At 67.2% G+C, this 26,168-nt stretch carries 15 protein-coding genes; 13 read left to right on the top strand and 2 right to left on the bottom strand.

Going from position 1 to position 26,168, the window contains the following annotated elements; all coding sequences use genetic code 11:
* Positions 1-182 precede the first annotated feature (182 nt).
* The 9 genes from KY572_RS27995 (at position 183) to dbpB (KY572_RS27955) (ending at position 10,537) form a co-directional block, all read left to right on the top strand.
* The gene (locus KY572_RS27995) at positions 183-3,200 is read left to right on the top strand and encodes a hypothetical protein (protein ID WP_224246049.1); all 3,018 of its coding nucleotides are present in this window, start codon (positions 183-185) and stop codon (positions 3,198-3,200) included.
* Positions 3,193-3,945 (top strand): hypothetical protein, encoded by a 753-nt coding sequence (locus KY572_RS27990; protein WP_224246048.1) that lies wholly within the window; start codon positions 3,193-3,195, stop codon positions 3,943-3,945. The genes KY572_RS27995 and KY572_RS27990 overlap by 8 nt, the downstream gene beginning before the upstream one ends.
* Positions 3,946-4,225: 280 nt before the next feature.
* Complete coding sequence (queC, locus tag KY572_RS27985) at positions 4,226-4,927, top strand: 7-cyano-7-deazaguanine synthase QueC (RefSeq protein WP_224246047.1); 702 nt, start codon at positions 4,226-4,228, stop codon at positions 4,925-4,927.
* A 3-nt stretch (positions 4,928-4,930) separates the two neighbouring features.
* On the top strand, positions 4,931-5,572 hold the full coding sequence (queE, locus tag KY572_RS27980; protein ID WP_224246046.1) for a 7-carboxy-7-deazaguanine synthase: 642 nt from the start codon (positions 4,931-4,933) through the stop codon (positions 5,570-5,572).
* Positions 5,573-5,580: 8 nt separating this feature from the next.
* Positions 5,581-5,952, top strand: a complete 372-nt coding sequence (gene queD, locus KY572_RS27975; RefSeq protein ID WP_224246045.1) for a 6-carboxytetrahydropterin synthase QueD — start codon at positions 5,581-5,583, stop codon at positions 5,950-5,952.
* A 21-nt stretch (positions 5,953-5,973) separates the two neighbouring features.
* Positions 5,974-6,930 carry a hypothetical protein gene (locus KY572_RS27970; RefSeq protein ID WP_224246044.1) on the top strand — a complete coding sequence of 319 codons (957 nt, stop codon included), beginning with the start codon at positions 5,974-5,976 and terminating at the stop codon, positions 6,928-6,930.
* Entirely contained in the window at positions 6,923-8,059 is a 1,137-nt protein-coding gene (gene dbpB / locus KY572_RS27965; protein WP_224246043.1) for a DGQHR domain-containing protein DpdB, read from the top strand. The genes KY572_RS27970 and dbpB (KY572_RS27965) overlap by 8 nt, the downstream gene beginning before the upstream one ends.
* Positions 8,056-9,342: a tRNA-guanine transglycosylase DpdA gene (dpdA, locus tag KY572_RS27960; protein WP_224246042.1), complete on the top strand. Its 1,287-nt coding sequence runs from the start codon at positions 8,056-8,058 to the stop codon at positions 9,340-9,342. The genes dbpB (KY572_RS27965) and dpdA overlap by 4 nt, the downstream gene beginning before the upstream one ends.
* Before the next feature lie 37 nt (positions 9,343-9,379).
* The gene (gene dbpB / locus KY572_RS27955) at positions 9,380-10,537 is read left to right on the top strand and encodes a DGQHR domain-containing protein DpdB (RefSeq protein ID WP_224246041.1); all 1,158 of its coding nucleotides are present in this window, start codon (positions 9,380-9,382) and stop codon (positions 10,535-10,537) included.
* 218 nt (positions 10,538-10,755) lie between these two features.
* Here dbpB (KY572_RS27955) and KY572_RS48220 read toward each other — a convergent pair whose 3' ends face one another.
* Positions 10,756-10,872, bottom strand: a complete 117-nt coding sequence (locus KY572_RS48220; RefSeq protein ID WP_224246040.1) for a helix-turn-helix domain-containing protein — start codon at positions 10,870-10,872, stop codon at positions 10,756-10,758.
* Positions 10,873-11,151: 279 nt separating this feature from the next.
* Here KY572_RS48220 and KY572_RS27945 point away from each other — a divergent pair, with 279 nt between their 5' ends.
* From KY572_RS27945 to KY572_RS27935, 3 genes are read left to right on the top strand one after another with little or no spacing between them, the layout of a single operon-like run.
* A complete protein-coding gene (locus tag KY572_RS27945) occupies positions 11,152-11,577 on the top strand; it encodes a hypothetical protein (RefSeq protein WP_224246039.1) in 426 nt (141 codons plus the stop codon).
* On the top strand, positions 11,574-12,179 hold the full coding sequence (locus KY572_RS27940) for a hypothetical protein (RefSeq protein WP_224246038.1): 606 nt from the start codon (positions 11,574-11,576) through the stop codon (positions 12,177-12,179). The genes KY572_RS27945 and KY572_RS27940 overlap by 4 nt, the downstream gene beginning before the upstream one ends.
* A 5-nt stretch (positions 12,180-12,184) precedes the next feature.
* Positions 12,185-12,751, top strand: coding sequence for a glycoside hydrolase family protein (locus KY572_RS27935; protein ID WP_224246037.1), 567 nt, complete (start codon positions 12,185-12,187; stop codon positions 12,749-12,751).
* 111 nt (positions 12,752-12,862) lie between these two features.
* Here KY572_RS27935 and KY572_RS27930 read toward each other — a convergent pair whose 3' ends face one another.
* Positions 12,863-20,467, bottom strand: coding sequence for a hypothetical protein (locus KY572_RS27930; protein ID WP_224246036.1), 7,605 nt, complete (start codon positions 20,465-20,467; stop codon positions 12,863-12,865).
* A 400-nt stretch (positions 20,468-20,867) separates the two neighbouring features.
* On the opposite strand from KY572_RS27930, the gene KY572_RS27925 reads away from it, so the two are divergent.
* Positions 20,868-26,165 (top strand): trifunctional serine/threonine-protein kinase/ATP-binding protein/sensor histidine kinase, encoded by a 5,298-nt coding sequence (locus KY572_RS27925; RefSeq protein WP_224246035.1) that lies wholly within the window; start codon positions 20,868-20,870, stop codon positions 26,163-26,165.
* The last annotated feature ends 3 nt before the right edge of the window (positions 26,166-26,168 follow it).

Here is a 26,168-nt window from a genome sequence, read left to right as displayed (position 1 = left end):
CCGGCCATCGCGCGGTGTGGGTCGAGCGCCCTTCCGACAAGGGACTCCAGGAGGCGTTGCTACAGCCGGGATTGAGGCATGCGCTGTGCGTTGTGGAAGGGGAGCCGGGCTCTGGAAAATCGCACCTCATCCGCTGGCTCCGCTTCAACTGGCCCAAGAATGGACGTGATGAGGTGGTCCTGGTGCCCCGCAGTGAGGGCAGCCTGGAAGGCACGTTGCGCGGCTTGCGCGCGGGACTGCCTCCCGACCTTCAGGGGCTGTTCGCTGGCCTGGGAGAGGTGAAGACTACTTCGCTCGAAGGCAGGGCCCTGGACTTCCAGAGCAAGCTTGCCCACAGCTTCACGCGCGGCTACTTCACCTCCACCTCTCCGCTCCATGCGGACTGGGCGGAGAGTCATCAGATCTCCCAGTTGCTGGATCCGCCCCGGATCCGCGGCGAGTGGAAGGCGCCCAGGCGCATCCTGAACATCCTCTCGGGCATGAAGGGCGAGCGGAACAGCCGCACAGCGGAATTCACGCTCGAGGACGTGCTGGAGTTCACCGCACTGCTGAGAAAGGTGCAGGAGTTCGGCATCAAGGCTACGCGTTTCAAGCGCCGGCTCACGCAGGAGGCGGATGATCTCCGCAATCGGCTTGAGCAGGGGGCCCGCGAGGAGGATCTCCTCCGCGAGCTGGACGAGAACAGCGAACTCAAGCGGCTAGTGGAGGCCCTGAACGCACGCCTGAACCACGCGGTCCAGGATCTGCTCGGCATCAGCAGCCAAGCGCTGAAGAACGCCTTCATGAAGCTCCGCGAGGAGTTGGCGCGCCCGGAGCGCAACAAGCGGCTGGTCCTCCTCTTCGAGGACATCACCAGCATGCAGGGGGTGCAGGACCAGTTGATGGACGTGATGATTGCGAGCAGCGAGACCGAGGAGAACCGCACGCTCTGCGATCTCATCACCATCGTCGGCGTGACGCCCAGCTTCTTCCACAAGCTCTTCAACGCCGCGAACTTGAGGCAGCGCATCTCGCTCCACCTGAAGTTCGGCCAGCAGGAGCAGAGCTTTCAGGAGATATATGCCCTGCGCTCCTCCGAGGAGCGGCTTCGCTTCGTCTCCCGCTATTTGAAGGCCGTTCGCTCGGGGCTGGAAGAGATCGAGCAGATCAAGCCCGAGGATTCCGCCGCCGTCCCCAACCGCTGCAACGTCTGCCCCCATCGCACGGTCTGTCATGCCACGTTCGGCTCTTTCGATGAGGTAGGCCTCTACCCGTTCACGGAGACGGCCATCAGTCAGTTCTATGAGAGTCTGCGGGACGTCAAGGGTGAGGCCACCTTGAAGACGCCTCGCGGCATGATCCAGGGCGTCCTCGTCCCGACGATGCTCAAGCCGCAAGCCCTCGCCCAGGGCGAGTTCCCCTCTTCTGACGTGGAGAGCGTGTGGGTTCCCAAGGGAGAGCTGACTGGCATCGTTGCCCGGATCGTCTCGGCCCAGGGAGGAGACGAGCAGACCCAGGAGCGCCTGCGCCGCCTCATTGCCTGGTGGGGTGATCGCGACAGTGGAAAAACACAGGCGCGCAAGGATGGGACGCTGGAGTTCGCCTCCGTCCCCCAGGGCGTCTTCGAGGCCTTCTCCTTGCCCTGGTTGGGCTCGAATACGAACGTCCTCCAAGCACCTGAACCGCAACTGGTGCCCCAGCCTGTACCCCAGCTGGGGCCGCAGCCGGTGCCACCGACACCGCCGCCCGTTGGAACGCCTCCGGTACAGGGGCCTACACCCGACGAATCCAAGCCTTCGGCCCCTGTGAGGCCCGGCCCCTCAAAGGAGCCGAAGCCACCCAAGCCGAAGCGTGTTCAGGACTCCTCGGAGCTCCAAAAGCGGAAGGACCAGCTCACGAACTGGTTCAAGGACGAGGTCCTCGAGGACGCGACCTTCTGGAAGAAGCAGCTCTTCGGGCTGATGAAGAACCTGCCCTGGCGTGCCCTGGGAATCAGCTCGTGGGCGCAGCACCAGTTATTCAGCGAGGAGACGCTGCTGCTGGAGGGCACTGCCAAGGGTGACGTGCGGCACCTGGTGCTGCCGCGAGAACTCTGGGTGAGAGAGGGGCTCGAGGCCTTCATCGTCCTCAACGCGAAAGGAGAAGCTGCGGACAAGGTGGACGTCGAGTTCCACCGCCGAAGGTTCGCCCGGCTATTGCGCAAGCTGTCTTCCTCCGCTCAGGAGTACGTGAGAAGGCGCATCCCCACCACCGAGTCCGGGGAGGCCTGGTCGCCGGCCAGGAGCGCGGCCCAGGTGCTCCTCGTTCGTTCCTGGCTCCGGGGTACGATCGCCCCGGATGCGCCCGCGCACGAGCAATGGAATGCCGTGGTGGACAACACGCCCGAGCCCCCCGACAGTAGCCAGCCCCGCGTCGAGAAGTGGACGGAGGTGGTGCAGCGAGTCAGGAATGCCCAGAGCACCATCTACGATCCGCTGCTCCACCTGCTCAACCTTCCCCAGGATCCCTTGAAACAGGACCTCTCCTTCTATGACGCGGGAGAGGTGGCTGCAGCCTTGCTGGACCTCATCCGGACCCTCCGCTTCGCCCCGCTGCCAAGAGCCGATGAGAAGTTCACCCAGACCACCTCGGTGCTCGAGAAGGTGTCGCAGTACGCGCACTATGTCGAGGACCGCCTCCAGCCGCTGGTACGCTTCGAGCGCGAGCGCCTGCTACATCGGGCCGCCGAGGTGGATCGGGCCTGCCGGTACAGCGCGTTGCCCGAATACCTCCAGAAGGTCGAGACCACTGCCTCCCGGCTTATCCAGGTCGATCCCGCCAAGGTTCCCCAGGCGCCCCTCGCTGCCTGTCACAAGGCCCTGGCCGAACTGCGCAAGCGCGGGCTGACAGAAGATCGAGACGGCACGGCCGCGCGGAGGGTGGACGATTTCCTGAGGGAGTTGACCCCGGAGCGCTGTGCGCAACTGGAGAAGGCAAGCCTGCCGGAGGCCCTCGTGTGGGCCCTGCGTGCTCCCGCCGCAGACCTGGCCCAGACCTTCGAGCAGATCAAGCTGATCGAGGGCGCACTCAAGGATCTCCACACCTACGTCAAGAACCGCCTGCAGCTCACGGGAGCGCAGGTGGGCGCTACGCTCGGAGTGGTCCAGTCCGCGGTGAAGAGAATGGCTGTGGCGATTGAGTCGATTCAGGCAGCACTGCCGAAGGAGGTGGCCCGTGGCTGAAGTCCTTGTTTCTGGACCCTCCGTGGAACAGGCCGAGGATCCCCTTCTGGCGCTGACCGAGGTGCTCGACAACGGCAGTCTGCAGGCCGCAGTCGAGGCTCGGGATCTCGGCGAAAGCCTGGAAAAGGCGGTCCAGGCCATCAAGAACCAGGAGAAGTTCCTGACCCGGCTGGAGCTGTTGGCAGAGTGGATGATCCTGCTCGCGGCGCACCTCGAGCCTGCAGGCTTGAAGGAGCTCAGCACCTCCCTAAAGAGCCTGAGGGACACGGTCCGTCCCTTGGAGAATGATCTGGCTTCTCAGGAGCGCCTTCGGGAAATCCCCGACCTCTTTAAGCTGGCCGAGGCGTATGCCCGGCCCATCGAGGTCCGCATCCATGAAGCGTGGGGGCGCTATTTGAGGCGCGAGTTCTCGCCGCGGGACCAGCTAGCAGGGGTTTTGATGCGCTTCTCCCAGCATGCGGACCTCGCCCGGCGGCTGAGAGCCACGGCGAAAGCGGCGCTCGCCCTTGAGTCGCACTTTCCCGCCCCCGAGGCCCGGGAGGCCCTGAAGCAACACCTGCGCGAGCGTGACGCGCAGCTCCAGGAACTGGAGAAGACCGGCACGGACAAGAAGATCATCGAGTTCCTACTCCGGGCTGCGGAAGGAAAAGCGACGCTTGCCCACGTCAACAGCGAACTCCTGGAGTGGTTGTCGGAGCAGAACGCCCTGGACTTCTTCCTGCTTTCCTTGAAGAGCGCTTCGTAAGCCAGGGGAGCGAGCGAGGGTACAGGCTGGCAGGTGACCTGCTAAGTTGCCTGGAGCGCCGCAGGTATTATCTACCTGTAGGGTAGGATGACACCTGCGCGGATGCTCAGCCTTCTGCGGGGGTAAAAAGGAGTTTTGTGCTCCGGCTCCAAGAGTCAAGGCACAGTTTTCTTTGGGCCGCGCTTGGAAAACTGCGCCCGGAAACTCCGGGTGTGCTATCCGGGGGCCGAAAGATCGCGGGTCGCCGTTGTTCGAGGACTGAGCGCGGTGGGGAGAAGGCATGTCCGGCACGGAACGTAGGGCGGTGGTGCTCCTGAGTGGTGGGCTCGACTCGGCCACGGCACTCGCCATGGCCCGATCACAGGGATTCGCGCCCTACGCCCTGAGCTTTCGCTACGGCCAGCGGCATGAGGTGGAACTCGAGTCGGCGAAGCGTGTGGCCGCCAGCCTAGGCGCCCTCCGGCATGAAACCGCGCAGATCGATTTGCGGATGTTCGGGAACTCGGCGCTGACCGCAGATATCGCGGTGCCCAAGGATCGGCCCGCTTCCGAGATCTCCCATGGGATCCCGGTGACCTACGTGCCGGCGCGCAACACCATCTTCCTCTCCTTTGCCCTGGCCTGGGCCGAGGTGCTCGGCGCGAGCGACGTCTTCATTGGCGTCAACGCGCTCGACTACTCGGGTTACCCGGACTGCCGCCCGGAGTACATCGAGGCCTATGAGCGGATGGCGAACTTGGCCACCAAGGCCGGAGTGGAAGGACACCAGCGGCTTCGGATCCACACCCCGCTCATCTCCCTCAGCAAGGCAGAGATCATCCGCACAGGGCTCTCCCTCGGAGTCGACTACGGACTCACCTTGAGTTGCTACGATCCGTCGCCCCTCGGCGAAGCCTGCGGCCACTGCGATTCCTGCCAACTTCGGCTCAAGGGGTTCCGCGAAGCCGGGGCAAAGGATCCAGCACGGTATCGGGCGGAGTAGGGGATGGCCTACGCGGTCAAGGAGATCTTCTATACCCTTCAAGGCGAAGGCGCCCAGACAGGCCGCGCGGCCGTCTTCCTGAGGTTCTCCGGCTGCAACCTCTGGAGCGGACGGGATGCCGACCGTTTCCATGGGGCGGGCGGCTGCTCAAGGTGGTGCGACACCGACTTTGTCGGCACCAATGGCCCAGGAGGCGGACGGTTCCGAGATGCTGTAGCGCTGGCAGCCGCTGTGGCGGCGACTTGGCGTGAGACTTACGGCAGAAAGCTCGTAGTCTGCACCGGAGGCGAGCCACTGCTACAACTCGATGAGTCTCTGGTGGAGGAACTCCACCGACGTTCTTTCGAGATTGCGATCGAAACCAACGGGACCCTCCTCCCACCTCCGGGCATTGATTGGATCTGCGTCAGCCCCAAGGCGAACAGCCAACTGGCTCTGCGCGAGGGCCATGAGCTCAAGCTGGTCTACCCCCAGCAGGGGATGCCTCCCGAGAGCTTCGAGTCTCTCTCGTTCACCCACTTCTTCCTGCAGCCGCTCGATGGACCCGACCGTGAGCGGAACACCCAAGCCTGCGTGGAGTTCTGCCTGTCGAATCCGCGCTGGCGGCTCAGCCTGCAGACCCACAAACTTCTCGGCATCCCGTAAGGTGGCGGATGGAGATCTTCAAGGCGTTTACCTTCGAGGCCGCTCACCGGCTCCCCTTCACTCCCGAGGGGCACAAATGCCGGCGGCTGCATGGCCACTCCTACTCGGTCGAGGTCCACATCCGGGGGGAGGTCGACCCCAAGACCGGCTGGATCCGGGACTTTGGGGATCTCAAGGCGGCTTTCCAGCCCCTCATTGAGACCCTTGACCACCACTTCCTGAACGAAGTCCCCGGGCTGGAGAACCCTACGAGCGAGAACCTCGCACGCTGGATCTGGCGACGCCTCAAGCCGAGCCTCCCCGAACTGAGTCGCGTGGTGGTGCGGGAAACCTGCACGAGTGGCTGCATCTACGCTGGGGAGGATGAGGGTCGCGGCTAGGCGCTGCTCCCTCGGGACGCCATGCGGGTCAACGTGGTTGCCAGTTGCACGGATAAGAAACTCCTGAAAGTGCCTCCGGAGCTCCAGTTGTCCCGAGTTCCTGCAGGGGACGTCTCCGCCCGTGCTGCTACCTGGTGCCAACGGCTCGCTGGGTCGGAGGCGCGAAAGCTGCCCGCCCTGGACCTGTACGGTGGGCAGCACTGGTCGGTGGTCCGATCGCTTCCAGCGGATGGAACCAATGCCGGGCTCGAGGTCCGGCTCTGGGTGGCCTCGGCGGGCTACGGTCTGTGGAACTGCGACTGGCTCGCTCATGCCTACTCGGCGACCTTCTCGGGCATGTCCCGAGATGCCGTGGCCCCCGCCGGAAAGAGCGGCCGTGCCTTGCGCCAGGCTTGGTGGAACGCGCTGGGTCAGGGTGAGCATCGGCTCAAGTCGGAACCTCGCTCGGTCGCCGAGTTGACGGAGCATGACCGGAACGCCGTTCTCATGATTGTGGCCCCCCCCGCTTACGTGGAGGCGATGGAACCCGACCTGGTCCGTGCCGGACAACATCGGCGGTCGAAGCAGAAGCTCCTCGTCGTCTCGACATCCTCTCCGCTGCAGGCCGGGCCACTCGGCGCTTACTGGATTGAATGCCCGGGGGCGCTGGTCTTCGAGTTGGGGGGTGGGGTGGCTTCGCTCCATGCACGGGTAGCACGACACCTGCTACTTGAGTCCCGCAAGACGGGTCTAGAGGTTCAAGCCGTGCGCGAGCAAGTCGCCGCGCTTTCCCGCAAGGCCGGTGACTGGCCCGAGAACACCCGTAGTCCGGTGACCGATCATGAGGTTCTGCAGTTCATCCGAAGCGAGCTTCGCGACACGTCAGGGCAATCGCGCAGCAGCTTGCTCCGGAAGTTCCGGGACTCGGGACGAAAGTGCCAGATGGAACGCTTCAACCGGCTCTTCGCCACGCTGAAGGAAGGAGGGGTTCGTGGCTGACCAGGAGATCAAGCGCAGGGCGCTTCGCGTCATTCAGGACGGCAAGCACCCGCTCTACATGTTCACCCTCTCCGCGAAGGAACTCCTCCGCGTGGCCGATGTCTCCCGGGTCTCACGGACCGAAGCGGGCAAGCTCATCGGTTATCAGCGCCCTGAGGTGCGGCGGCACGTGCAGAGCATCGTCGACTACCTCGACAGTGGAAGCGTGCTCTTTCCGAACTCGATCATCCTGGCCCTCAGTAGTGCGAGTTCATTCGTCCATTCCCGCGGCCCGAATGTATCCGACGGGCTGGCCGAATCCGGCACCCTGATCATTCCAGTGGCCGGAGAGGGGCAGCCCAAGCCCGCTTGGATCGTGGATGGGCAACAGCGGGCCTTGGCGCTCGCTCGTGCCAAGAACGCGGACCTGCCTGTCCCGGTAAATGCCTTCGTTGCGGACGAGATCTCGCTCCAGAAGGATCAGTTCCTCCGCATCAACAGCACCCGGCCGCTCCCGCGGGGACTCATCACCGAACTGCTCCCCGATGTGGACACGATCCTCCCTCCACAGCTCGAGGCGAAGAAGGCCCCCGCCCGGCTCTGCGAGGTTCTCAACAACGACCCCCACTCGCCGTTCTACAAGCTCATCCAGCTCACCTCGACTCCTCCCCGGGAGCGAAAAGAGGCGGTGGTGACCGGGACGGTGGTGGTGGCAATGATTGCGGAGAGCCTGAAGGCCGCTTCGGGCTGTCTCTACCCCTATACCAATGCAGCAACCCGGGAGACGGACTACGAGGCGATCCGCCGAATCCTCTTCGCCTACTGGAACGCGGTGAGGCACACCTTCCCGGAGGCTTGGGGCAAGCGGTCCCAACAGAGCCGCCTGATGCACGGCATTGGTATCCGCTCCATGGGGAGGCTGATGGATCGGGTCATGGTGGGAATCGACCCGTTCGACTCCAAAGCGGAGACACAGATCCGCAAGCAGCTCACCCCTCTGAGAAACTCCTGCCGCTGGACGGCCGGCGCCTGGGAGGGGCTCGGTGGGATGCGGTGGAATGCCCTGCAGAACACCCCCCAGGACATCGAACTCCTCAGCAATCACCTGGTCCGGGAATACGTCGCCCAGTACCAACGGAAAGCCCCATGAAGTTCTTCTTCCCTGACAGCCAAGACCTGGTCGACCCGAGCTTCGATTTCGAGACCGAACGGCGGGCCGAGCTCCGAGTCAGGCAACGTGACGATCTGTACGCCCACGAAGTCTTCCGCTCGCGAGCCTATGACGGCTTGCTGGTCTCCAAGGGCATTGTCGATGGCTACGGCCAGGTGGGTAGCCGCTACACCATTGGCCAGAAGCACAGGCTCCTACGCAATGGGGTGAAGGAGTTCCTCCGCATCGACAAGGTGCCTTACCCCCTCGAGGTCATGGGCGACTGTGGTGCCTTCACCTATGTCAAGGAGAAGGTCCCCCCGTACACCGCTGACGAGGTCATCAACTTCTACTCCGACTGCCGCTTCGATTACGGGCTGTCAGTGGATCATGTGATCCTGTCCTACCAGCCCGATTGGGACCTTAAGGGGGCCAAACCGCCCGATGAAGTCAAGGATCGGCAGGCCCTCACCCTGAGCCTCGCAGAGGAGTTCTGGACGCGCTGCAAAGCGCGGAAAGAGGGCTTTATCCCCATTGGCGTCGCCCAGGGATGGAGCCCGAAGTCCTACGCTCATGCGGTCAAGGAACTCCAAGCGATGGGATACTCCTATATCGCGCTCGGCGGCATGGTCCCGCTCAAGACTGCGGAGGTTCTCGCCTCGCTAGAGAAGATCGCGGAGGTCCGGAAGCCGAAGACCCGGCTGCATCTCCTGGGAGTGACTCGGCTCGACCACATGAATGCGTTCGCGACCCTGGGGGTAGCGAGCATCGATGGCACGTCGCCTCTGCGGCAGGCCTTCAAGGATGCATCGGACAACTATTACACCCTAAGCCGGACCTACAGTGCGATCCGGATTCCCCAGGTCGAAGGAAACGCCAAGCTCCAGAAGAAGATCTCCTCCGGAGTCATTCGTCAGGAGACCGCTCGCAAGCTGGAGAAGGCTGCGCTCTCGGCCATGGCGGCCTTCAACAATGGGAAGTTGGACATCGACGCAGCGGTAGAGGCGCTGACCGAGTACGAGGAACTCTGCGCCGAGAGCACGCCCAAGGAAAAGAAGGCGAGTGCGGCCAAGAGCCGGCAGAGCAGGGCGGACGTGTACCGAGAGGTGCTGTCGGACCAACCCTGGAAGAAGTGTGGTTGCGAGGTCTGCCGCTCCATTGGGCACCACGTCATTCTCTTCCGCGGGGCGGAGCGCAACCGGCGCCGCGGATTCCATAACGTCTGGGTCTTCTACCGAAAGCTTCGAAGCGAACTAGGTCTGCGCCTAGAAGACGCCGCGTAGCGGGATGCGGCTTTCTGTTGGCATGGAGGGTGTGGCAATGGCGAAAACGCGTGAGCTTCGGCTCCCCGCGCTTCAGGTGAAGCAAGGGCCGAAGCGGATGTTGTACGTCTTCTCCGTAGACGGGAAACTGGTCCACCGCTTCTCGACCATCTCTCGTGTGAGAAGGGATGAGGAAGGGGAGCTTCGCGGCTACCAACGGCCCGAGGTCCTTTCTCACATCGACGAGATCAAGCGATTCATCGAGGGCCCCAGCCCGATGATTCCCAATGCGGTCGTGCTGGCCTTCAATTCTAGCGTGCACTTCGATCCGGCGGGTTCGGAGTTCCATCCCGAGGGGTACTCCCGCCCTGGAACCCTGCGCATCCCCTTCGAGGAGGACATGCTCGATGAGGACAAACCGGCTTTTGTCGTGGATGGGCAGCAGCGGCTTGCCGCAGTCCGCGATTCGAGCCTCGACTCATTCCCGCTGAGCGTGGTGGCCTTCATCACGGACGATGTGTCCGAGCAGACCGACCAGTTCATCCTGGTCAACTCCACCAAGCCGCTCGCGAAGGGCCTGGTCTATGAGCTGCTCCCCAACACCGAGTCGCGTCTCCCGTCGAGCCTGCTCAAGAAGCGCTTCCCGTCCCAGCTCCTCAACATCCTCAATGCCAAGAGGCATTCACCCTTCCGCGGTCTCATCCAGACGCCCACGAACCCCAGTGGCATCATCAAGGACAACTCCATCTTGAGGATGCTGGAGAACAGCCTGAACGAGGGGGTCCTTTACCGCTTTCGCTCGGATGATGGGGCGGGAGGGGCCATCGATCCGATGGTCACCATCCTGTGCGCCTACTGGGGGGCCGTCAGTGATGTCTTCCCCGAAGCTTGGGCAAAACCACCCAAGAAGTCACGGCTCATGCATGGTGCCGGCATCCTGAGCATGGGCCTGCTCATGGACACCATCGCTGACCGGTATCGGAACCGGATCCACCTCAAGCGGGAGTTGTTTGCCCAGGATCTGACGCCCCTGAAGGAGGTGTGCAGGTGGACCGATGGGTTTTGGGATTTGGGGCCAGGGCAAAAGCTCAAGTGGAACGAGATCGAGAACACGCCCTCCGATATCAAGCAGCTCTCCGCGTACCTCCTCGACAAGTACAAGGAACTCGTCTGGGATGCGAACCATCCGTCCGAGCGGCGAGCGCGCGGCGGGTAAGTAGGCTCTGCAAAGTTCGGCTCTCCTTCATGGGGCGTGGGCCTCACAGTGTGGACGGTGGAGTCCACGGCGGGTGGACGGTCGGCTGAGTGAGCTTGCCCCGAAGCGGGCGGCTAGGAGTCGTGGACCAGCCCAGCGTGTTTACGCGGAGGCTCTTGCATCCTGCCGGTTCCAAGAGCGCGATTTCCTCCGGCGTGGCTGAAGCAACAGGGCCTCAGCTACGGCCCTTGCTCTGTGTGCTCCCTCAGGAACTGCTCCAAGGCTTCCACGTTGACTCGGATCGAGTTGGAGATGCGGATGTGGGGCAGTGGGCCCCGGTCGCACAGGCGGTACACGGTGGTCCGGCAGTCCCCAGCCGCTCCGCGTTGAAGATGTCGAGCGCCTGCTTTCAGGTGCTCACTCCGGTCACCCTCTGGAAGGCGACCCCCAGGCCGAGCTTGTTCACCCACAAGTCGAACCGGCTGTTGGGGATGTGATGGTCTCGAGAGGCATCCCGAAGTCGAAGGAGTGGCAGAAGTAGAACCCTTCACTCAGCATGGCTGTCACCGTCGTCACGCCAGAATATTCCGAGGAGTAGCGTAGCGCTCGACGGAAAAGAGAGGTTCACTTCCGCCATGACGCAAGCTCGATACTCCCCCCAGCAGATCGAGGCCTTTGCCCAGCAGGCGCTCACCGACGGCTTCTGCGTGCTTCCGCAGCACTTCCCACCGGAGATCCTGACGGCGTGGCGGGAGGCGTTCTCTCCGCTGCTCGAGGCTCACATCGCCCGCGAGGGACACCTGCCCAACCGTGGCCCGTCCCGCTACTACGTGACGCTGCCGTTCACCGCGCCTTTCGCCGAGCCTCGCCTCTTCGAGGATGAGGACCTGCTGGCGGTGGTCGAGCACCTCGTTGGCAAGGACGCTGTCATGTGCCAGCTCGCCACGGATACTCCCACGCTCGGGTCCGCCTACCAGGACGTGCACCGCGACACCCCCGCCGCCCAGGCTCCAACGCTGGAACCCGAAAGGACCCCTCCGCTACCTTGCGCACCCGTGTGAGCTCCCCCTCCGACTCCCAGACTCCGAATGCCACCGCAGGTACCCAGCGGCTCGAGCCGAACCGCCTCCGCGACAATGCCTTGAAGGACCCGGCAGCCGTCTTCGACGTTCCGCCGGAGGCGTCGCGCACTCTCCAGGACATCGTCGCGAACCTGCAGCGCGTCCCCGAGCCCCTCATCCACGAGCCCATGCCGGACCCGTTCGTGCTGCGGCTGACCGCCAAGAGCCCCGGCGGCGCGCGCACCGCCGGCCTCTGGCTGATTGCCACCACCAACGATCAGCCGTTCGCCTTCCGGCTGTATCGCCTCGTGGGTGGTTCCTGGACGCCGCACATCGTGGACGGCAAGCACCGCGCCATCTTCCCCGAGGGAAAGCTCCCCGCGTGGTGGAACGCCGGCGAGCTCGATCCGCTCTCGCCCGACCTTCCCAGGGATCTCGTCGTGGCTCGCTGGGCCCCCGAGATCGACGAGCGCCACGCCGGCTCACGCTGCACTACACCGCTCGCGATCGGGCCGGCATCCTGCGCTCGGCCTACGCCACCGCCTCCGCCATCGATGGCGAGTGGAAGGACCACGGCTTCCTCGACATCAACGTCCGCGTGAAGGACGTGGCGCCCGACTATCCGGGTGGGCCCGCCGGGGAGAACTCCGTCGTCGGCATGATTGACGGCCACGTGGCCGCGGCCACCGACTCGGAGGGCCGGGAGCGGACGTTCCTGCTCACCAAGGTGGATGGCAACGGGCTGCAGTGGAAGGACCCGGCAACGGGGCAGCCGCGCAAGGCCCCCACGCCCATCCTCTCGCACGAGTTCCGGCAGGATGCCGACGGCCGCATCGAGCTCCTGGGCCCGGCGAAGGTCCTGCTCACCAACGGGCCCCACCACGATGGCCTGATCGAAGGCCAGTTCGTGGTGCACGAGAACGGCCAGTCGTACCTCATCTACAGCGCGGGCTTCTTCGGCAACTCCCAGTACCGCACGTACATCGCGAAGCTCGACCTGCTCTCCAACAGCGTGCGAGACGAGCGCATCCTCATCGACAGCCACAGCTCCGCGCTCGGAGGCCAGTGGAACGGCCCGGGCCATCCCGCCTTCGTGAGGGTGGGGGAGGGGCTCCATGCGATGTCCCTGCACGTGTGGCGCAACGGCACCGAATACAGCCAGTACGGAGATTAGCGGAAGGCGATCCAGCCCCATGTCGCCTTCCGTGATCTCGAGGGCCGCCCCTGCGAGCCGTTCCTCGTGGAGGAGCGCTTCAGCGGTTCGTGAGCCTCCACGGCCTTCGTCCTAGGAGAGCCGCGAGCGCAGCAGCTCCACCTGCTTGGTGACGAGCGCCTGCGCTCCGTTCGGGCTACCAGCGGGCTCCGCCTGCCGGAGCGCCTCGTTTGCCTCGACGAAGGTGTTGCTGCGCACGGCATCCTTCAGGGTGTTGTAGGCCAGCCGCACGTTCGCCTCGTGCCGGCCGTACGTGAAGGTCACGACGAGCAGGATGTCCTCCAGATCCTCGGGGCGGATCCCCGCCGCGGGGTCCAGTAGCAGATCCCAGCGCGCGGCCGGCGTCAGGCCTTCCAGCGCGTTGTAGTGCGCCTCCGGGTCGGCCACTTCCAGGTTGCTGTCGAGCACCTGCGGCCCCCACTCCACCCAGCGCAGGTGGCCACGCTCGTCAACCTGGTAGCCTTCGCCGCTGTGGAAGAGAGCCAGGCCCAGTCGGTCGGGATGCTCGAAGACCAGGCGCAGCGACTGCTGTCGCTTGCTCTCGCGTGACGCCTCCAGCCGCTCACCCATCTTGCGTGGGCTCACCATGCTCACCGTGAGGTCCGCCAACGCCACCGTCTCCGAAGGCATGGACGCCACGCCAGGAGGTCCCCCAGGCAGGTTCGGGAACCGCGGCTTGACCTCTACCCGGGCGATCTTGATCGAGTGGCGGAAGGTGCGATCGCTCTGTGCCAGCCCCGAGAACATCGGGAGCTTCGTCTCGAAGCTGATGGGCGGTCCGAATCGGCGGAACTGCTCCCATGCATCCGGGAAGTCATGCCGCAGCGACAGCGTCACGGTCGCGCGGTAGCGCGTCTCCAGCGCCATGTCCTGCACCAACTGCAACGCCTCGGGCAGATTCTCCAGATCCGCCGCATGCTGGAGCAGATCCTGGTGGACATTGGTGCGGTCGAACTCCCCGGTCAGTATTCCGGGGGACAGCTGGAGCAGCGGCTGGAAGCGCTGCAGCATCGGCCAGCGCTGGAAGATCTCCCCCAACTCGGCGTCGAACTCGTACTCGAACGCTCGCTGGATGATGTAGAGCTGATACGAGAGCAGCTCTATGCGCGTCCAGATGCGCTGGTAAGCCACCCGCTGGAGATACACGTCGCGGTCCTGCACGCTCCCCGCGAAGCCTTCCACCTGATTGAGCGCGCTGAGCGACTCTTGCGCCCGCTCGACCTCGTCATGCGCGACGAGCAACTCGAGCGCCGCCAGCTCCCGCTGGTGCCGCGCCTCCATCACCTGCTGATCCAGGCTCCGGGTCTCGGCCATCGCCGCCTTGGCCTGGCTGGCGCCCAGCTCCTTCTCCTTGGTCCCGCTCAGCCACGCATTGACCAGGGTGACCGCCTTCACAGCGATCCCCACCGCGGGATAGGCGCTCGCCAGCACCGCCAGCATGGCCTGCGCGCCCGGGTTGGACAGCACCCGTGTCAGCTCGTCCGGGGACTCCGCCGGAGGCGTGCCATTCACGGGCGCCGGGTACTCGATGCCCTCGCCGCTGGCCAGCGCCTTCTCCAGGGATGCCTGGAGGACCTTCCCATCACCCGGCGGAGGCATGACGGGCAGGACCTCCTTGAGGAGCACATCGGCCGCGAGGAAGCGCGTGTAGGCGATGGGATCGGCCAGCGCCTTCTTCCCTCCGGCGAGGCCCAGCTCGACGCTCTCCAACGCTTTGAGCAGGGGCGTCGCCGCGGCAGTTTTGCCCAGGGCCGGGTCGGTAACCGGCTCGAGGCCGGCGTTCAGCACCGCCCTCAGCACTCCGTTGGCCTGGGGCAGCCTGCCGCTCAACGTCTCCTCCAGCGCGCCGAGCAGTGGGGCAATCTCCTGCCGCGACTTCCCGAACAGTACGATGGACAGCGGCTGGCCGAACACCGCCTCCGCCGAGAGGAAACGCTGGTCGAAGCTCACTGCTCGCTCGCCCGTCTTCCCCTCGGTCTCCAGCGCCCGAATGGCCCGGGCCACGAAGGCACGCGCCTCTAGGACGGTTCCGCGGATGGCGGTTGCCGTCCTGGGGTTGAGGTTCGCGGCCTGGAAGAGGGCGCCAACGCCCTCCTTCATGGCCTGGAGGATCGCCGTCCTGAACTCGACTGCCGTGCCGTCTCCCACGAGCACTCGGGAAGGCAGCTCTTGGAGGAGCATGGTCCCCTCCGACAGGCCCGAGGCGAGCTCCGCCAGCACTTCGATGCACGGCTTGAGCTCCGTGGCGCCCGCGAGTCCCTGTTCGGCCGCCCGGGTGATCTCTCGCGCCACGGCCTCGAGCAGTGCCGCGGCCGGCGTGGCACCGGCGGCCACCAGGGCCTCATAAGCCTCGCGCATCCGGGCGCGCACGGCATCCGGGACGCGCAGGTTGATGTCGGCGATGCGCTCGGCGGGCAGGGGCACGCCGCGCTCGATGAGCGCCAGCACCTGGCGGATGCGCTCGAACCGGTCGGCTACCCGCTCGGCTTCCGAGGCGGAGGCGAAGGTCAACACGCTCACCGCGAGTTGGCGCAGCAACTCCGACAGGTTCTTCAGCGCCGTCTCCAAGACCGTTGGCCCTGGCAGCATCCCGTCCTCGAGGCCACAGAGGCGCCACCAGGCATTCGGGTTGGTGAGGCCTCCCACGAATCGGCCCAGGGCCTCCACAGCCAGGGCACCCGCCGCTCCCGAGGCCGAAAGCCGCTGGTACGCCGCCACCACCTGATCCACCGGAAGCTCGCCCACCGGCAATGCCTCCACGACCTTGCGGAGGACGTCGTCTGGCGCCTTGGCCAGCACCTCGCGGAGGATGCTGACCCGAGCGGCCGCCGTCAGCTCCACGCGGTTGACGAGCCGCCGCAGCTCGCCGACGCGCAACCTTCCCTCTTCCAGCACCTCGCTGGCGGACTGCACCAGCTCATCCCAGCTGCGCTTGAGCTCGGTGAGCTCCGCGGGTGCCCGGGCGATCCATTTGTCGATCTCCGAGGCCAGCCTTCCCACGGCTCCGTCGAACAGCTCTTCGCCCAGCCGGCGCATCGTCGCGGAGGCCAGGGCATTGAACTCGATGCGACCGTTCCGGGCGTACTGCTTGAGCGCATCCCGGGTCGCCGACTCCAGGTGTCCCCCCAGGAACGAGCCCTGCTCGAAGCTGGAGAAGCACAGCGTCACGATGTCCTGCCCGTACGAGCTGACGATGGTGCGCAGCGGATCCTCACCGGAGGACACCTTGCGGATGACGTCGAGGGCCCGGGCGGTCTCCTTTGCCTTGCCCGCCAGGTTGCCCACGGGACCGACCGCGGGCAGGTAGCTCACGGCGGCCGACATCGCCAGTTGCCCCAGGCTGTCCAGCGCCTGGGCCGCGCGCTGCTCCCCGCGCTTGAACTGCGCCACTCCTTCCTGGGTCTGCCGGAGCGTCTCCTGCCGCCGCGCCTCCAGCCGGCTGACGGTGGCCTGGGTGTGGGCCAGCATCCGCTGATCCCGCTCCACGTCCAGGGTGGCCCGCTTGAGGGCATGCTGCGCGTCGATGCGCTGCAGGTTCAGCCCCAGGGCGAACCGCTGCTCTGCGTCGCTCTCGGTCTGCGCCGTGCGGACCTCGGCCAGGTGATTGCGGTACTGTCTCAGGGAGCGCTCGAACTGGGCGACCAGCACGTTCAGCCGTCGCGCCGGGGCCTGGGTGAGGAAGCGCCCGTACGCGTCCCGGTCCTGGTCCAGCCACGCCAGCCGCAGCCGCACCCGGCGCAGCAGCGAGCCGAGCTGCGCGCGATCCGCAGGGGAGACATTGGGGCCCTCGTCGTTCTCCAGCTTCAACAACGACCAGAGCGCCAGGTGGAGTGACTCACGGGCCGCGTCGCGCTCCCCGCGTGCCAGGTGGCGATCCGCCAGCGAGATGAGCGCCGCGGAGCTGTCGGAGTAGGGGTGGTCGTTGAGGACGAACTCCCAGCTGTCGTAGGTGGCCTTCGCCACGCGCGCGAAGCTGACCATCTCTTCGCGCGCCTCGTTCACCGAGTCCCTGACGTCCGTCACCGCCTCACGCCTGGGCAGCCTGAGCGGGGGGAGGTACCAGGCGCCCGCGCGGACGCCCGCGGCCGGAGCGCGGGCCACGGGGCTCGCCTTGAGCCAGGGCTCCAGGGCTGGATCGTCCGCGGCCGCGAGGGCCACGGCCTGCTCCCACTGGGTCGCCAGCTCCGGCGCGGGCTTGTTGTCGAAGGGCACGCCCTTGAGCTCCCGGTAGAGGCCGACGGCCAGTTCGCATGCGCGCCGCGCCGGGTTCGCCTGGGTGGAGCTCTCCGCCACGTACCCCAACGCCCCCGCAATCCGGACGAGCCCGGGCAGCATCGACTGGCATGCGCCGCGCGGCCGGTGCGAGACTTCCTGGACGGCCCGGTTGAGCACCTCCACGGCCAGCGTGGCGAGATCTCGCTCAGGGAGCAGGCGTGTGGCCCTCGCGTGCCCCAACTGCCGCTGCACCCGCGTCAGCGCGAGCGCCAGCTGCTCCGGGTTTTGCTCCCGCGACTGCCAGGCCACCGCTGCCCTGGCCAGCGCCTCGATCATCGGCACGGCAGTGGGGACGGTCGTGATCCGTAGGGACTCGAGGCTCTCGGTGGGGGAGGGCGGCAGCGCGCGGTTCACCAGCCAGCTCAGGACGGTGGCCACCGCTCGACCGCGCGTGTCCGGCGCCAGGTGGGTGGTGACCCAGGCATGCGCGAGGTCCGACAGTCCGTTGGAGACGGCCACTCGGGCGAGCTTGTACGCCGTCTCCGGCGCGGACGCGCAGCGGACCAGCGCGTCCAGCCAGGCGACGGTGAGCCGGGCCGCGGCGCGGCGCTCGGGATCGGGCTCGGTGGTCTCCACGGGCTCCTTGCCGGTCTCCAGGACGGGCGGGAACTGGAGCGGCACGAGCGGGACAGGGAAGCGCGCCAGCCCGTGAGCCACGGCCAGTTCCTGCTCCTCGCCGGAGCCGCTCAGGCTGGCGAGCAGCCGGAGCGCTACGTCACGTGCCAGACGCTTGGAGGAGAGGACACGCTCCGGATCGAGCGCGGGAGGCGACTCCGCGAGCAGGGCGGACGCGGCGCAGGCCTTCAGCCGGTCGGTCCCGCTCCGCTGGTCGGAGGCCCTGTCGAAGAACCCGGTCAGCAGGTCGAACAGGACGAGGCGCGCCTCGTTGCGCTCCTGGGTGAGCGTGGCGTCCTCCTCCGCGGCGACCTCCGCGACGCGCCGGCCCAGATCCTCCACCAGGCACTGCGCGACCTCCACACCCAGGCCGCGCTGTGCGAGCGCCCAGCGTGCGTCCTGGCAGGACACGGAGCGGTACGACTCGGGGTTGAGGTTGCGGTGGAAGGGCGTGTACGCGCTCGCCAGGCTGGGGTGCCCCACCAGCAGTCCCTGGCCGTCCTTGGGAAGCTTCAGCTCGTACGTCCATACGATGCCCAGGGCGGCCATCGCCGCGTCCAGCGCCTCGGCCGCGCGCGCGGCCCGGTAGTCGTTCAGGGTGACCTGGCGGACGCAGTCTCGGCCATCGTAGGTGAGCTCGAGCTTGAGGTCGGGCTGGGCCCCGGCGGTGAGGTCTCGTTCCCGGCCAAGAACCGGCGCCGAGGCCAGCTTGGGCATCCGGATGACGATCTCCTGCAGGCGATCCGGCGGCGCCGCGGGCGAGGCCGTGGTGCCGGGGTAGATCAGATCCATCCGGAGGACCGTGAGGCCCTGGTTGCGCAGCACGAGCGAGTCGAGCCGCAGCCGGTCCCCGAGGAGCGTGCAGTCCGCGACAGCGGCTGCCGCTTCGGGGCTGAGCAGGGTGAGCGTGAGTCGCGGAGGCTCGCCGGGCTTGAGCTCCTGATCCGCCACGGCATCCAGCCGATAGGCGCTCCAATCGAGGTCCGCCCGTGGGGGAGGAATCCTGCCGGCCGGTCGTGTCGCCTCCTGGAGCAGGAAGGAGACCCAGTAGAAGGGGTTCTGCAGCCAGTCCGTCGCGCAGAGGGCTTCCTCGGCCAGCGCGCTCGAGGGGCTCCCCATGCTGGCGAGGGCCGACACCAGGCCCACGGGCTGGTCCCGGAGCGACTCGGCCGAGGGGAACAGGAGCGTGCGGACGTTGCCCGACAGGCGCTGCCACAGAGCAGACACCACGGGCTGGGCACTGCCCGCGGGGTCGGCCACCAGCGCCTGCAGGCGCCCGTCGGAGAGCAGCACGTCCCCACTGCAGGCCGGACCGTTGATGGTGAGCCAGTCCACCACGCTGAGCACGGCCTCTGGCTGGTCCCCCAGGATCGGGGAGCTCCCAGGCCCCTCCGGACGAATGTGCTGCAGCGTGGCCCGGAGCGTGATCGGAAGCCTGCGGAGGCCGACAGGGACATCCTGCGCGCCCACGCGCCCGCCGGTATGGAAGGGGTTGGGCTGCGACCGTTGGACGTCGTCGAACAGCATGTCCAGCGTGTAGCCCGGGAATCGGGATCGGTGGGTGAAGTGCCGGAAGCGCGCGAGGCGGCGGCACATCTTGAAGTGCGCCGCGGATTCCTGGAGCGAGGCCGTCGTGTGCCGCAGATAGGCCAGGCGGGCGACCGCGTAGTGGCGGTCATAGGCCTTCAGGATGTCGCTCGCCTTCGCCTGCTCCATCTTCGCGGCGCCATTTGCGTCCAGGGTGCCGGTGCCCTCGGCCAGGCTGAGCTTGTACAAATCGTACGCCCCCACCACCGTTGCCGCATCCTTCGTGGTCAGCCGCGCCACGGCCTGGGCAATGCTGGTCACTTCCTTTCCGGTGGGCGAGAAGAGCTGCCCCCGCATGTCGCGGATTTTTGCCTGCTCGTATAGGACCGAGGCCTTGTTCTCCGCGTACACGAGCGCCGACTTGAACATGCTGTCGGCGAGGGTGAACTGGCCCTGGAGGGCGGCGGCCCTGCCGCGGAGGAGCCAGCCGGGCGCGAAGCTGAGGCGGCCTCCGGCGTTCTCCGTCACCATCCACTCGCCGAGCCAGTCCGCGAACTGGACGGCGGTGACCCCTTTCACCCCGACGAGGAGCGTGCCGAGGGCGTTCAGCTTCTGGAGGAATGCCTCCTGCGCGGAGGCGCTGAGCACCGCGCGCGGCGCGAACCACTGGACGAGGCTGGCGGCCATGCTATCGGCGGTGGCGGCGGCGTTGGCATCCTCCCAGTTCGTCTGCCGTGCCTGGGCGATGCACCTGTCGACGGTGGCAAGGAAACGCTTGTGGCGCTCGAGCCAATCCACGGTCACCCGCAGGCTGAAGGAGCCTGCGTTGTCACCGCCTCCTCCGCGGAGGGCATCCACGGTCGCGCAGGCGAGCCGGAGGTTCGCGTACCCCGCCAGCTCCTCCGGGATGCCCAGCATCGCCTCGGGCCTGGGCGAGTTCGCGCCAAGGTTGCCTGGGAAGGCAAACACCACCTGCCCGGAGTCCGCAGCCACCAGGGCCGCCCCGCAGCGACCGTTCTCCTCGTGGGGAGAGGCCTCGCGGTGATCGACATGGCGCTCTGTTCTGCCGCAGCGCCCCGAGGTCTTCCAGGTCCGGTGGTACCAGACGATTCGTCCGGCCAGGGCAATCTCCACCTTCTCCAGGGCCTGCACTGGAACGGGCTGTGTCTGCCAGCCGGACGTCGCGTGGACCGCGAGATCGTCATAGCGGACCTTGAGCAGGTTGCGGTCGATGATCTTGAGACGCTGAGTGATGGGCATGAGGGCAGGCCGTCGTGGGGATGAATGGTGAGCGAGGGTCCGTACATGATGCAGCAAGAAGGCTCGGTGCCTGGGTGGAAACGGGCTCGGAGCTCTGGGGCCACAGGGGCGGCGCACCGCATGCTCTCGCAGGATCGCCTGGGAGGGGGTCGGCAACACCCCGGTCCCCCCTGTGGCTAGGCAGTGACGCCAGAACCCCGCCAGCCGTGGAAAATCCGAGTGATTGTCGAGGCTTGTGTACAGCAGCGGAGACTTCCGGATTTTCCTCCCTGTTTCCCGCCTTCACCCCGCAGCAAGCCCCTCGGGGATCGGCGATGATAGGCCCTGTCAGGTCGCGGCCCGGGTCCTGACTCAAAAACCCGCGCAGGTTTCGGTCTGGGGCCTGCGTCAGGGGGAATGGATGCTCGAACTTCCAGGATACACACAGCTCGAGCCTCTCCCCGTGAGAGGCACCACCCTCCTGTATCGCGCCCTCCGCGGAGATGACCGCCGACCCGTGATCCTGAAGATGCCGCGCTCGGAGCACCTGAGCGCTCGCGAGCGCGCCCGGTTCGAGCACGAGTACACCCTGCTGCGCCGCCTGGAAGGCACCCCGGGCGTGCTCACCGCCCTGGCCTTCGAGGTCCACCAGAACCGGCCCGTGCTCGTGCTGGAGCGGGTGGAAGGCACCCCCCTCTCGGAGCAGAAGCAGGAGCCCCTCGAGCCCGGCCGCTTCCTTCCCATCGCCAGCGCCCTGGCCGCCACCCTGGCCGAGGTCCACCGGCGCGGCGTCATCCACAAGGATCTCCAGCCCGCTCACATCCTCCTGGCACCCACCGGACAGCCCTGGATCATCGACTTCGGTAGCGCCACCCTCCAGCAGGTCCAGCACGTCCAGGCCGCGCCCCCTCAGCTCATGGAGGGCACGCCGGCCTATATGTCTCCGGAGCAGTCGGGGCGGATGAACCGCACGCTCGACTACCGCACGGACCTGTACTCGCTGGGCATCACCTTCTATCAGCTGCTGACGGGCAGCCTCCCGTTCGAGGGCAAGGACGCGCTGGAGTGGATCCACGCCCACCTGGCCCAGGCGCCCGTGCCGCCACACCAGCGCGTGGCCTCCATCCCGCCCATGCTGTCGGCCGTGGTCCTCAAGCTCATCGCCAAGATGCCCGAGGAGCGCTACCAGAGCTTCGAGGGGCTCAAGGCGGACCTGGAGGCGTGCCGCGAGCGGCTCTCGCGCGCGGACGTGGAGGAGTTCTCCCTGGGCAGCCAGGACTTCCCCGCCCGCTTCCAGCTGCCCCAGCGGCTGTATGGCCGCGACAACGAGGTGGAGGCCCTGCTCAACGCCTTCGAGCGGGTGACGCGCCAGGGCCGCTCCGAGTGGATCCTCGTCCGCGGCTACTCGGGCATCGGCAAGTCGTCCGTGGTGCACGCGCTGCACCAGCCGGTGCTGCAGCGCCGCGGCTTCTTCCTCAGCGGCAAGTTCGATCAGCTCCAGCGCGACGTGCCGTACGCCACGCTGGCGCAGGCCTTCAAGGGCCTGGTGCAGCAGCTGCTGGCCAGCAGCGACACCGAGATCGAGTCCTGGCGCCAGCGGCTGCTGGAGGCCTTCGAGGGCTTCGGGCAGGTGCTGGTGGACCTGGTGCCCCAGCTGGAGTGGGTGGTGGGCAGGCAGCCCCCGCTCTCCGAGATGCCTCCCCAGGAGGCGCAGAACCGCTTCCACCGCGTCTTCCAGCGCTTCCTCAGCGTCTTCGCCACGCCCGAGCGCCCGCTGGTGCTGTTCCTCGATGATCTGCAGTGGGCGGACTTCGCCAGCCTCGAGCTGCTGAAGTTCCTCGCCACGCACCCCGACACGCCCCCCTTGCTCTGGGTGGGCGCCTACCGCGACAACGAGGTGAGCTCCTCCCATCCGCTCATGCTGACGGTGGATGAGGTGCGCAAGGCCGGCACCCGCCTGGGGGACATCTCCCTGGGGCCCCTGTTGCTGGAGCAGACCCGGCAGCTGGTGGGCGATGCGCTGCCGGGCACGCGCTCGGAGGTGGTGCAGGCCCTCACCGCCGTGCTGCAGGCGAAGACGGGCGGCAACCCCTTCTTCCTGCTGCAGCTCTTGCAGACGCTCTACCAGGACGGGCTGCTGGTGCGCGCCCCCGGCGGCGGCTGGCGCTGGGACGAGGCCGGCGTCAAGGCCAAGGGGTACTCGGACAACGTGGTGGAGTTCATGGCGGGCCGCCTGCGGCAGCTGCCCGAGCCCACCCAGCAGCTGCTGCGCCTGGCCGCGTGCGTGGGCAACGCCTTCTCCGCGCCGACCCTGGCCCTCCTGGGCAGCCTCGAGTCCCTGGAGCTGGAGCGGCGGCTGGAGCCCGCCCTCCATGAAGAGATGGTGGTGCAGACCGGCGGCGACCAGTACCGCTTCCTGCACGACCGCATCCAGCAGGCGGCCTACGCGCTCATCCCCGAGGTGGAGCGCAAGGCCGTGCACCTGCGCATCGGCCGCATGCTCCTGGCGAGCCTCTCACAGGAGCAGCTGCGCGAGCGGCTCTTCGACGTGGTGGGCCAGCTGAACGCCGGCGCCGAGCTGATGGGGGATGCCGACGAGCGCTTGCGCCTCGCGCGGCTGAACGCCGAGGCCGGCTGGCGCGCGAAGGCCTCCGCGGCGTGGCGCTCGGCCGTGGGCTACTTCAACGCCGTCTTCCCCCTGCTGCCCGGCGATCCTTGGAAGACGGAGCACGCGCTCGCCTTCAAGCTGCGGCTGGATCAGGCCAGCTGCGAGCTCATGGCGGGCCACCCCGCCGCGGCGCGCCAGCTCGTGGACGAGCTGCTGCCTCGGGCCAACGGGCGTCCGGAGCTGGCCGAGGCCTATCGCCTCAAGAGCACCCTGCACCTGGCCGCCGGCGAGATCGAAGCCGCGGTGGTCTGCCTGCTCGAGTGCCTGGAGCGGTTCGGCATGCCCATGCCGCACAGCCCCACGCCCGAGGAGATCAGGGCCGTGGACGCGGAGGTGTGGGCGCTGCTGGGCGACAGGCCCATCGAGAGCCTCGCGGAGCTGCCTCCCATGGTGGATCCCGACATGAAGGCGGCCCTGAGCATCATGGCCGACCTGACCGTGCCGGCGCTCTACTCGGGCAGCAGCCTGCTGCCGTTCCACCTCTGCCGCATGGTGGCGCTGTCCATCCGCCACGGCAACGCGGAGGTCGCCGCGCACGGCTACGCCTGGTTCGGCCTCGTGGGCTGCGTGGCCTCGGCGGAGAAATACCAGGAGGGGTACGCGTTCGGCCGGGTGGCGCAGCGGCTGGTGGACAGGCCCGAGTTCGCCGCCCACCGCAGCGGGACGCTGTTCATCCTGGCGCACCTCAGCCGCTGGGTCCGGTCCTTCTCGGTGTCCCTGGGCCTGTTCCACGAGACGTTCCGGCACGCGCTGCCCCGCGGCGACTTCCGCAACGCCTGCTACTGCTGCGACAACATCATCATCAACCGCCTGCTCATGGGGCACGAGCTGTCGGACGTGTACCAGGAGTCCGTGGCGCGGCTCGAGTTCGTGCGCAAGGCGAACTACGAGGACGTCGGCACCTTCCTCACCATCTTCCAGCGCCACGTGCAGCAGCTGCGCGGGCACTCGGCGGCGCCGGGCTCGCTGGACGGCGACGGCTTCAACGAGCAGGAGTTCGAGGCTCGCGTGGCCAGCCGCGGCCTGCACTTCATGGCCTGCATCTACTTCATCACCAAGATGAAGGCGCGCTACTTCGGGGGCCAGTTCGAGGAGGCGCGTCAGGCCGCCGACGCCGCGGACAAGCTGCTGGGGACGATCTCCGGCCTCATCATCCGCTTCGACTTCCACCTGTTCCGCGCGCTGACCCTGGCGGCCTGCTACCGCGAGGCTTCTCCGGAGCAGCGGCAGGCGTCCCTGTCCGCCGCCCGGCAGCACCACCAGCAGCTCGTGGTGTGGGCCGGCCTGTGCCCGGAGAACTTCCGCGCGGCGGAGCGCATGGTGGCCGGCGAGCTGGCCCGGATGACCGGGAAGACCGAGGACGCCATGCGGGCCTACGAGGAGGCCATGCAGTCGGGCCGGGAGAACGGGCTCGTCCACCATGCCGCCATGGCCGCGGAGCTGGCCGCCCGCTTCTCCCAGGAGCTGGGGTGGGTGACGGCCTCGAACTCCTACGCTCGCGAGGCCTGGGACTTCTACCGGCAGTGGGGCGCCGAGGGGAAGGCGCGCCTGCTCGAGGTCCAGTGGCCGCGCGTGGCCATCTCCCGCGAGGGGAGCCAGGGCACCACCGGCGCCTCGCAGCTCGACGCGCTCAGCGTGGTGAAGGCCCAGCAGGCCGTCTCCCGGGAGATCGTCCTGGACCGGCTGGTGGCCACGCTCATGAGCGTCGCGCTGCAGAGCGCGGGTGCCCAGCGCGGGGCGCTGCTGCTGCGGCAGGGCGATCTGCTGAAGGTGGTGGCCCTCTCGGATGCCACCGGGAGCAAGCCTCGCGAGGGGAACCAGGCCCTGCCCTGGACGCTGCTGTCCTATGTGCGCCGCACCGGGGAGCCCGTCGTCATCGACGACACGAGCCGCCCCCACGCCTACCTGAGCGACGGCGAGCTGCTGCGCAGCCACGCCCGCTCCGTGCTCTGCCTGCCCCTGCGCCGCAAGGAGGAGTTCTACGGGGTGCTGTACCTGGAGAACTCGCTCACCACGCAGGCCTTCACCCCGGGGCGGCTGGCGCTGCTGGGCCACATCGCCTCGCAGGCGGCCATCTCCATCGAGAACGCGCGGCTCTATACGGAGGTCCAGCGCGCCGAGGCCGCGCTGCGCCAGGCCAACGAGGAGCTGGAGCAGCGGGTGGAGGAGCGCACGCGCGAGCTGACGCAGGCCCAGGCGCAGCTGGTGGACACCGCGCGCATGGTGGGCATGGCGGAGGTGGCCACCAACGTGCTGCATGACGTGGGCAACGTGCTCACCAGCATCGTGGTGGACACCGGGCTGATGCGCCAGACGGTGGCCTCCTCACGGCTGGGCCGCATGAAGCAGCTGGCCGCCCTGCTGGAGGAGCAGCGCGACAACCTGGTGGGCTTCCTCACCAAGGATCCGCGCGGCAGCCACCTGGTGGACTACCTCTCGGGCCTGGCCCTGGAGCTGTCTCACGAGCAGGAGGCGCTGCTGCGCACGCTCGAGGACCTGAACAAGAACGTCAACCGGGTGCGCGCCATCGTCCAGATGCAGCAGACGTACGCCACCTCCACGCTCCTCACGGAGGAGTGCGAGCTGGGCGAGCTGCTGGAGGATGCGCTCCGGCTCCAGCAGGGCGTCATGCGCCACGCGGGCGTCCAGGTGACGCGCGAGGTGTCTCCGCTGCCGCGCGTGAAGGTCGACCGGTACAAGGTGCTGCAGATCCTGCTCAACCTCATCAGCAACGCCTGCCACGCCATGGAGAACGTGCCCATGGACGACCGGCGGCTGGTGGTGCGGCTGGAGCCGCGGGGCGAGTGGGCCCGCATCCAGGTGGTGGACAACGGAGCCGGCATCGCCCCGGAGTCGCGAGCCCGGCTGTTCACCCAGGGCTTCACCACGCGCAAGCAGGGGCACGGCATCGGCCTGCACTCCAGCGCGCTGGCGGCCCGGCTGCTGGGCGCCCGGCTGACGCTGGAGAGCGAGGGCCTGTCCAAGGGGGCCACCGCGACGCTGGAGCTGCCGTTCGAGCAGCCCATGGCGGCCACGGTGGCCGAGGCCTGAGCG

This window comes from Hyalangium gracile (assembly GCF_020103725.1).
Taxonomy (GTDB): domain Bacteria; phylum Myxococcota; class Myxococcia; order Myxococcales; family Myxococcaceae; genus Hyalangium; species Hyalangium gracile.
The sequence above is the reverse complement of the archived record's forward strand: the minus strand, read 5'-3'. Positions and strand labels throughout refer to the sequence as shown.

Coding starts and splice junctions, on each gene's coding strand:
- dpdA (WP_224246042.1), top strand. CDS start 8,056: ATGAAGTTCTTCTTCCCTGACAGCCAAGACCTGGTCGACCCGAGCTTC.
- queC (WP_224246047.1), top strand. CDS start 4,226: ATGTCCGGCACGGAACGTAGGGCGGTGGTGCTCCTGAGTGGTGGGCTC.
- dbpB (WP_224246041.1), top strand. CDS start 9,380: ATGGCGAAAACGCGTGAGCTTCGGCTCCCCGCGCTTCAGGTGAAGCAA.
- queE (WP_224246046.1), top strand. CDS start 4,931: ATGGCCTACGCGGTCAAGGAGATCTTCTATACCCTTCAAGGCGAAGGC.
- KY572_RS27925 (WP_224246035.1), top strand. CDS start 20,868: ATGCTCGAACTTCCAGGATACACACAGCTCGAGCCTCTCCCCGTGAGA.
- KY572_RS27930 (WP_224246036.1), bottom strand. CDS start 20,467: ATGCCCATCACTCAGCGTCTCAAGATCATCGACCGCAACCTGCTCAAG.
- queD (WP_224246045.1), top strand. CDS start 5,581: ATGGAGATCTTCAAGGCGTTTACCTTCGAGGCCGCTCACCGGCTCCCC.
- KY572_RS27945 (WP_224246039.1), top strand. CDS start 11,152: ATGACGCAAGCTCGATACTCCCCCCAGCAGATCGAGGCCTTTGCCCAG.
- KY572_RS27970 (WP_224246044.1), top strand. CDS start 5,974: ATGCGGGTCAACGTGGTTGCCAGTTGCACGGATAAGAAACTCCTGAAA.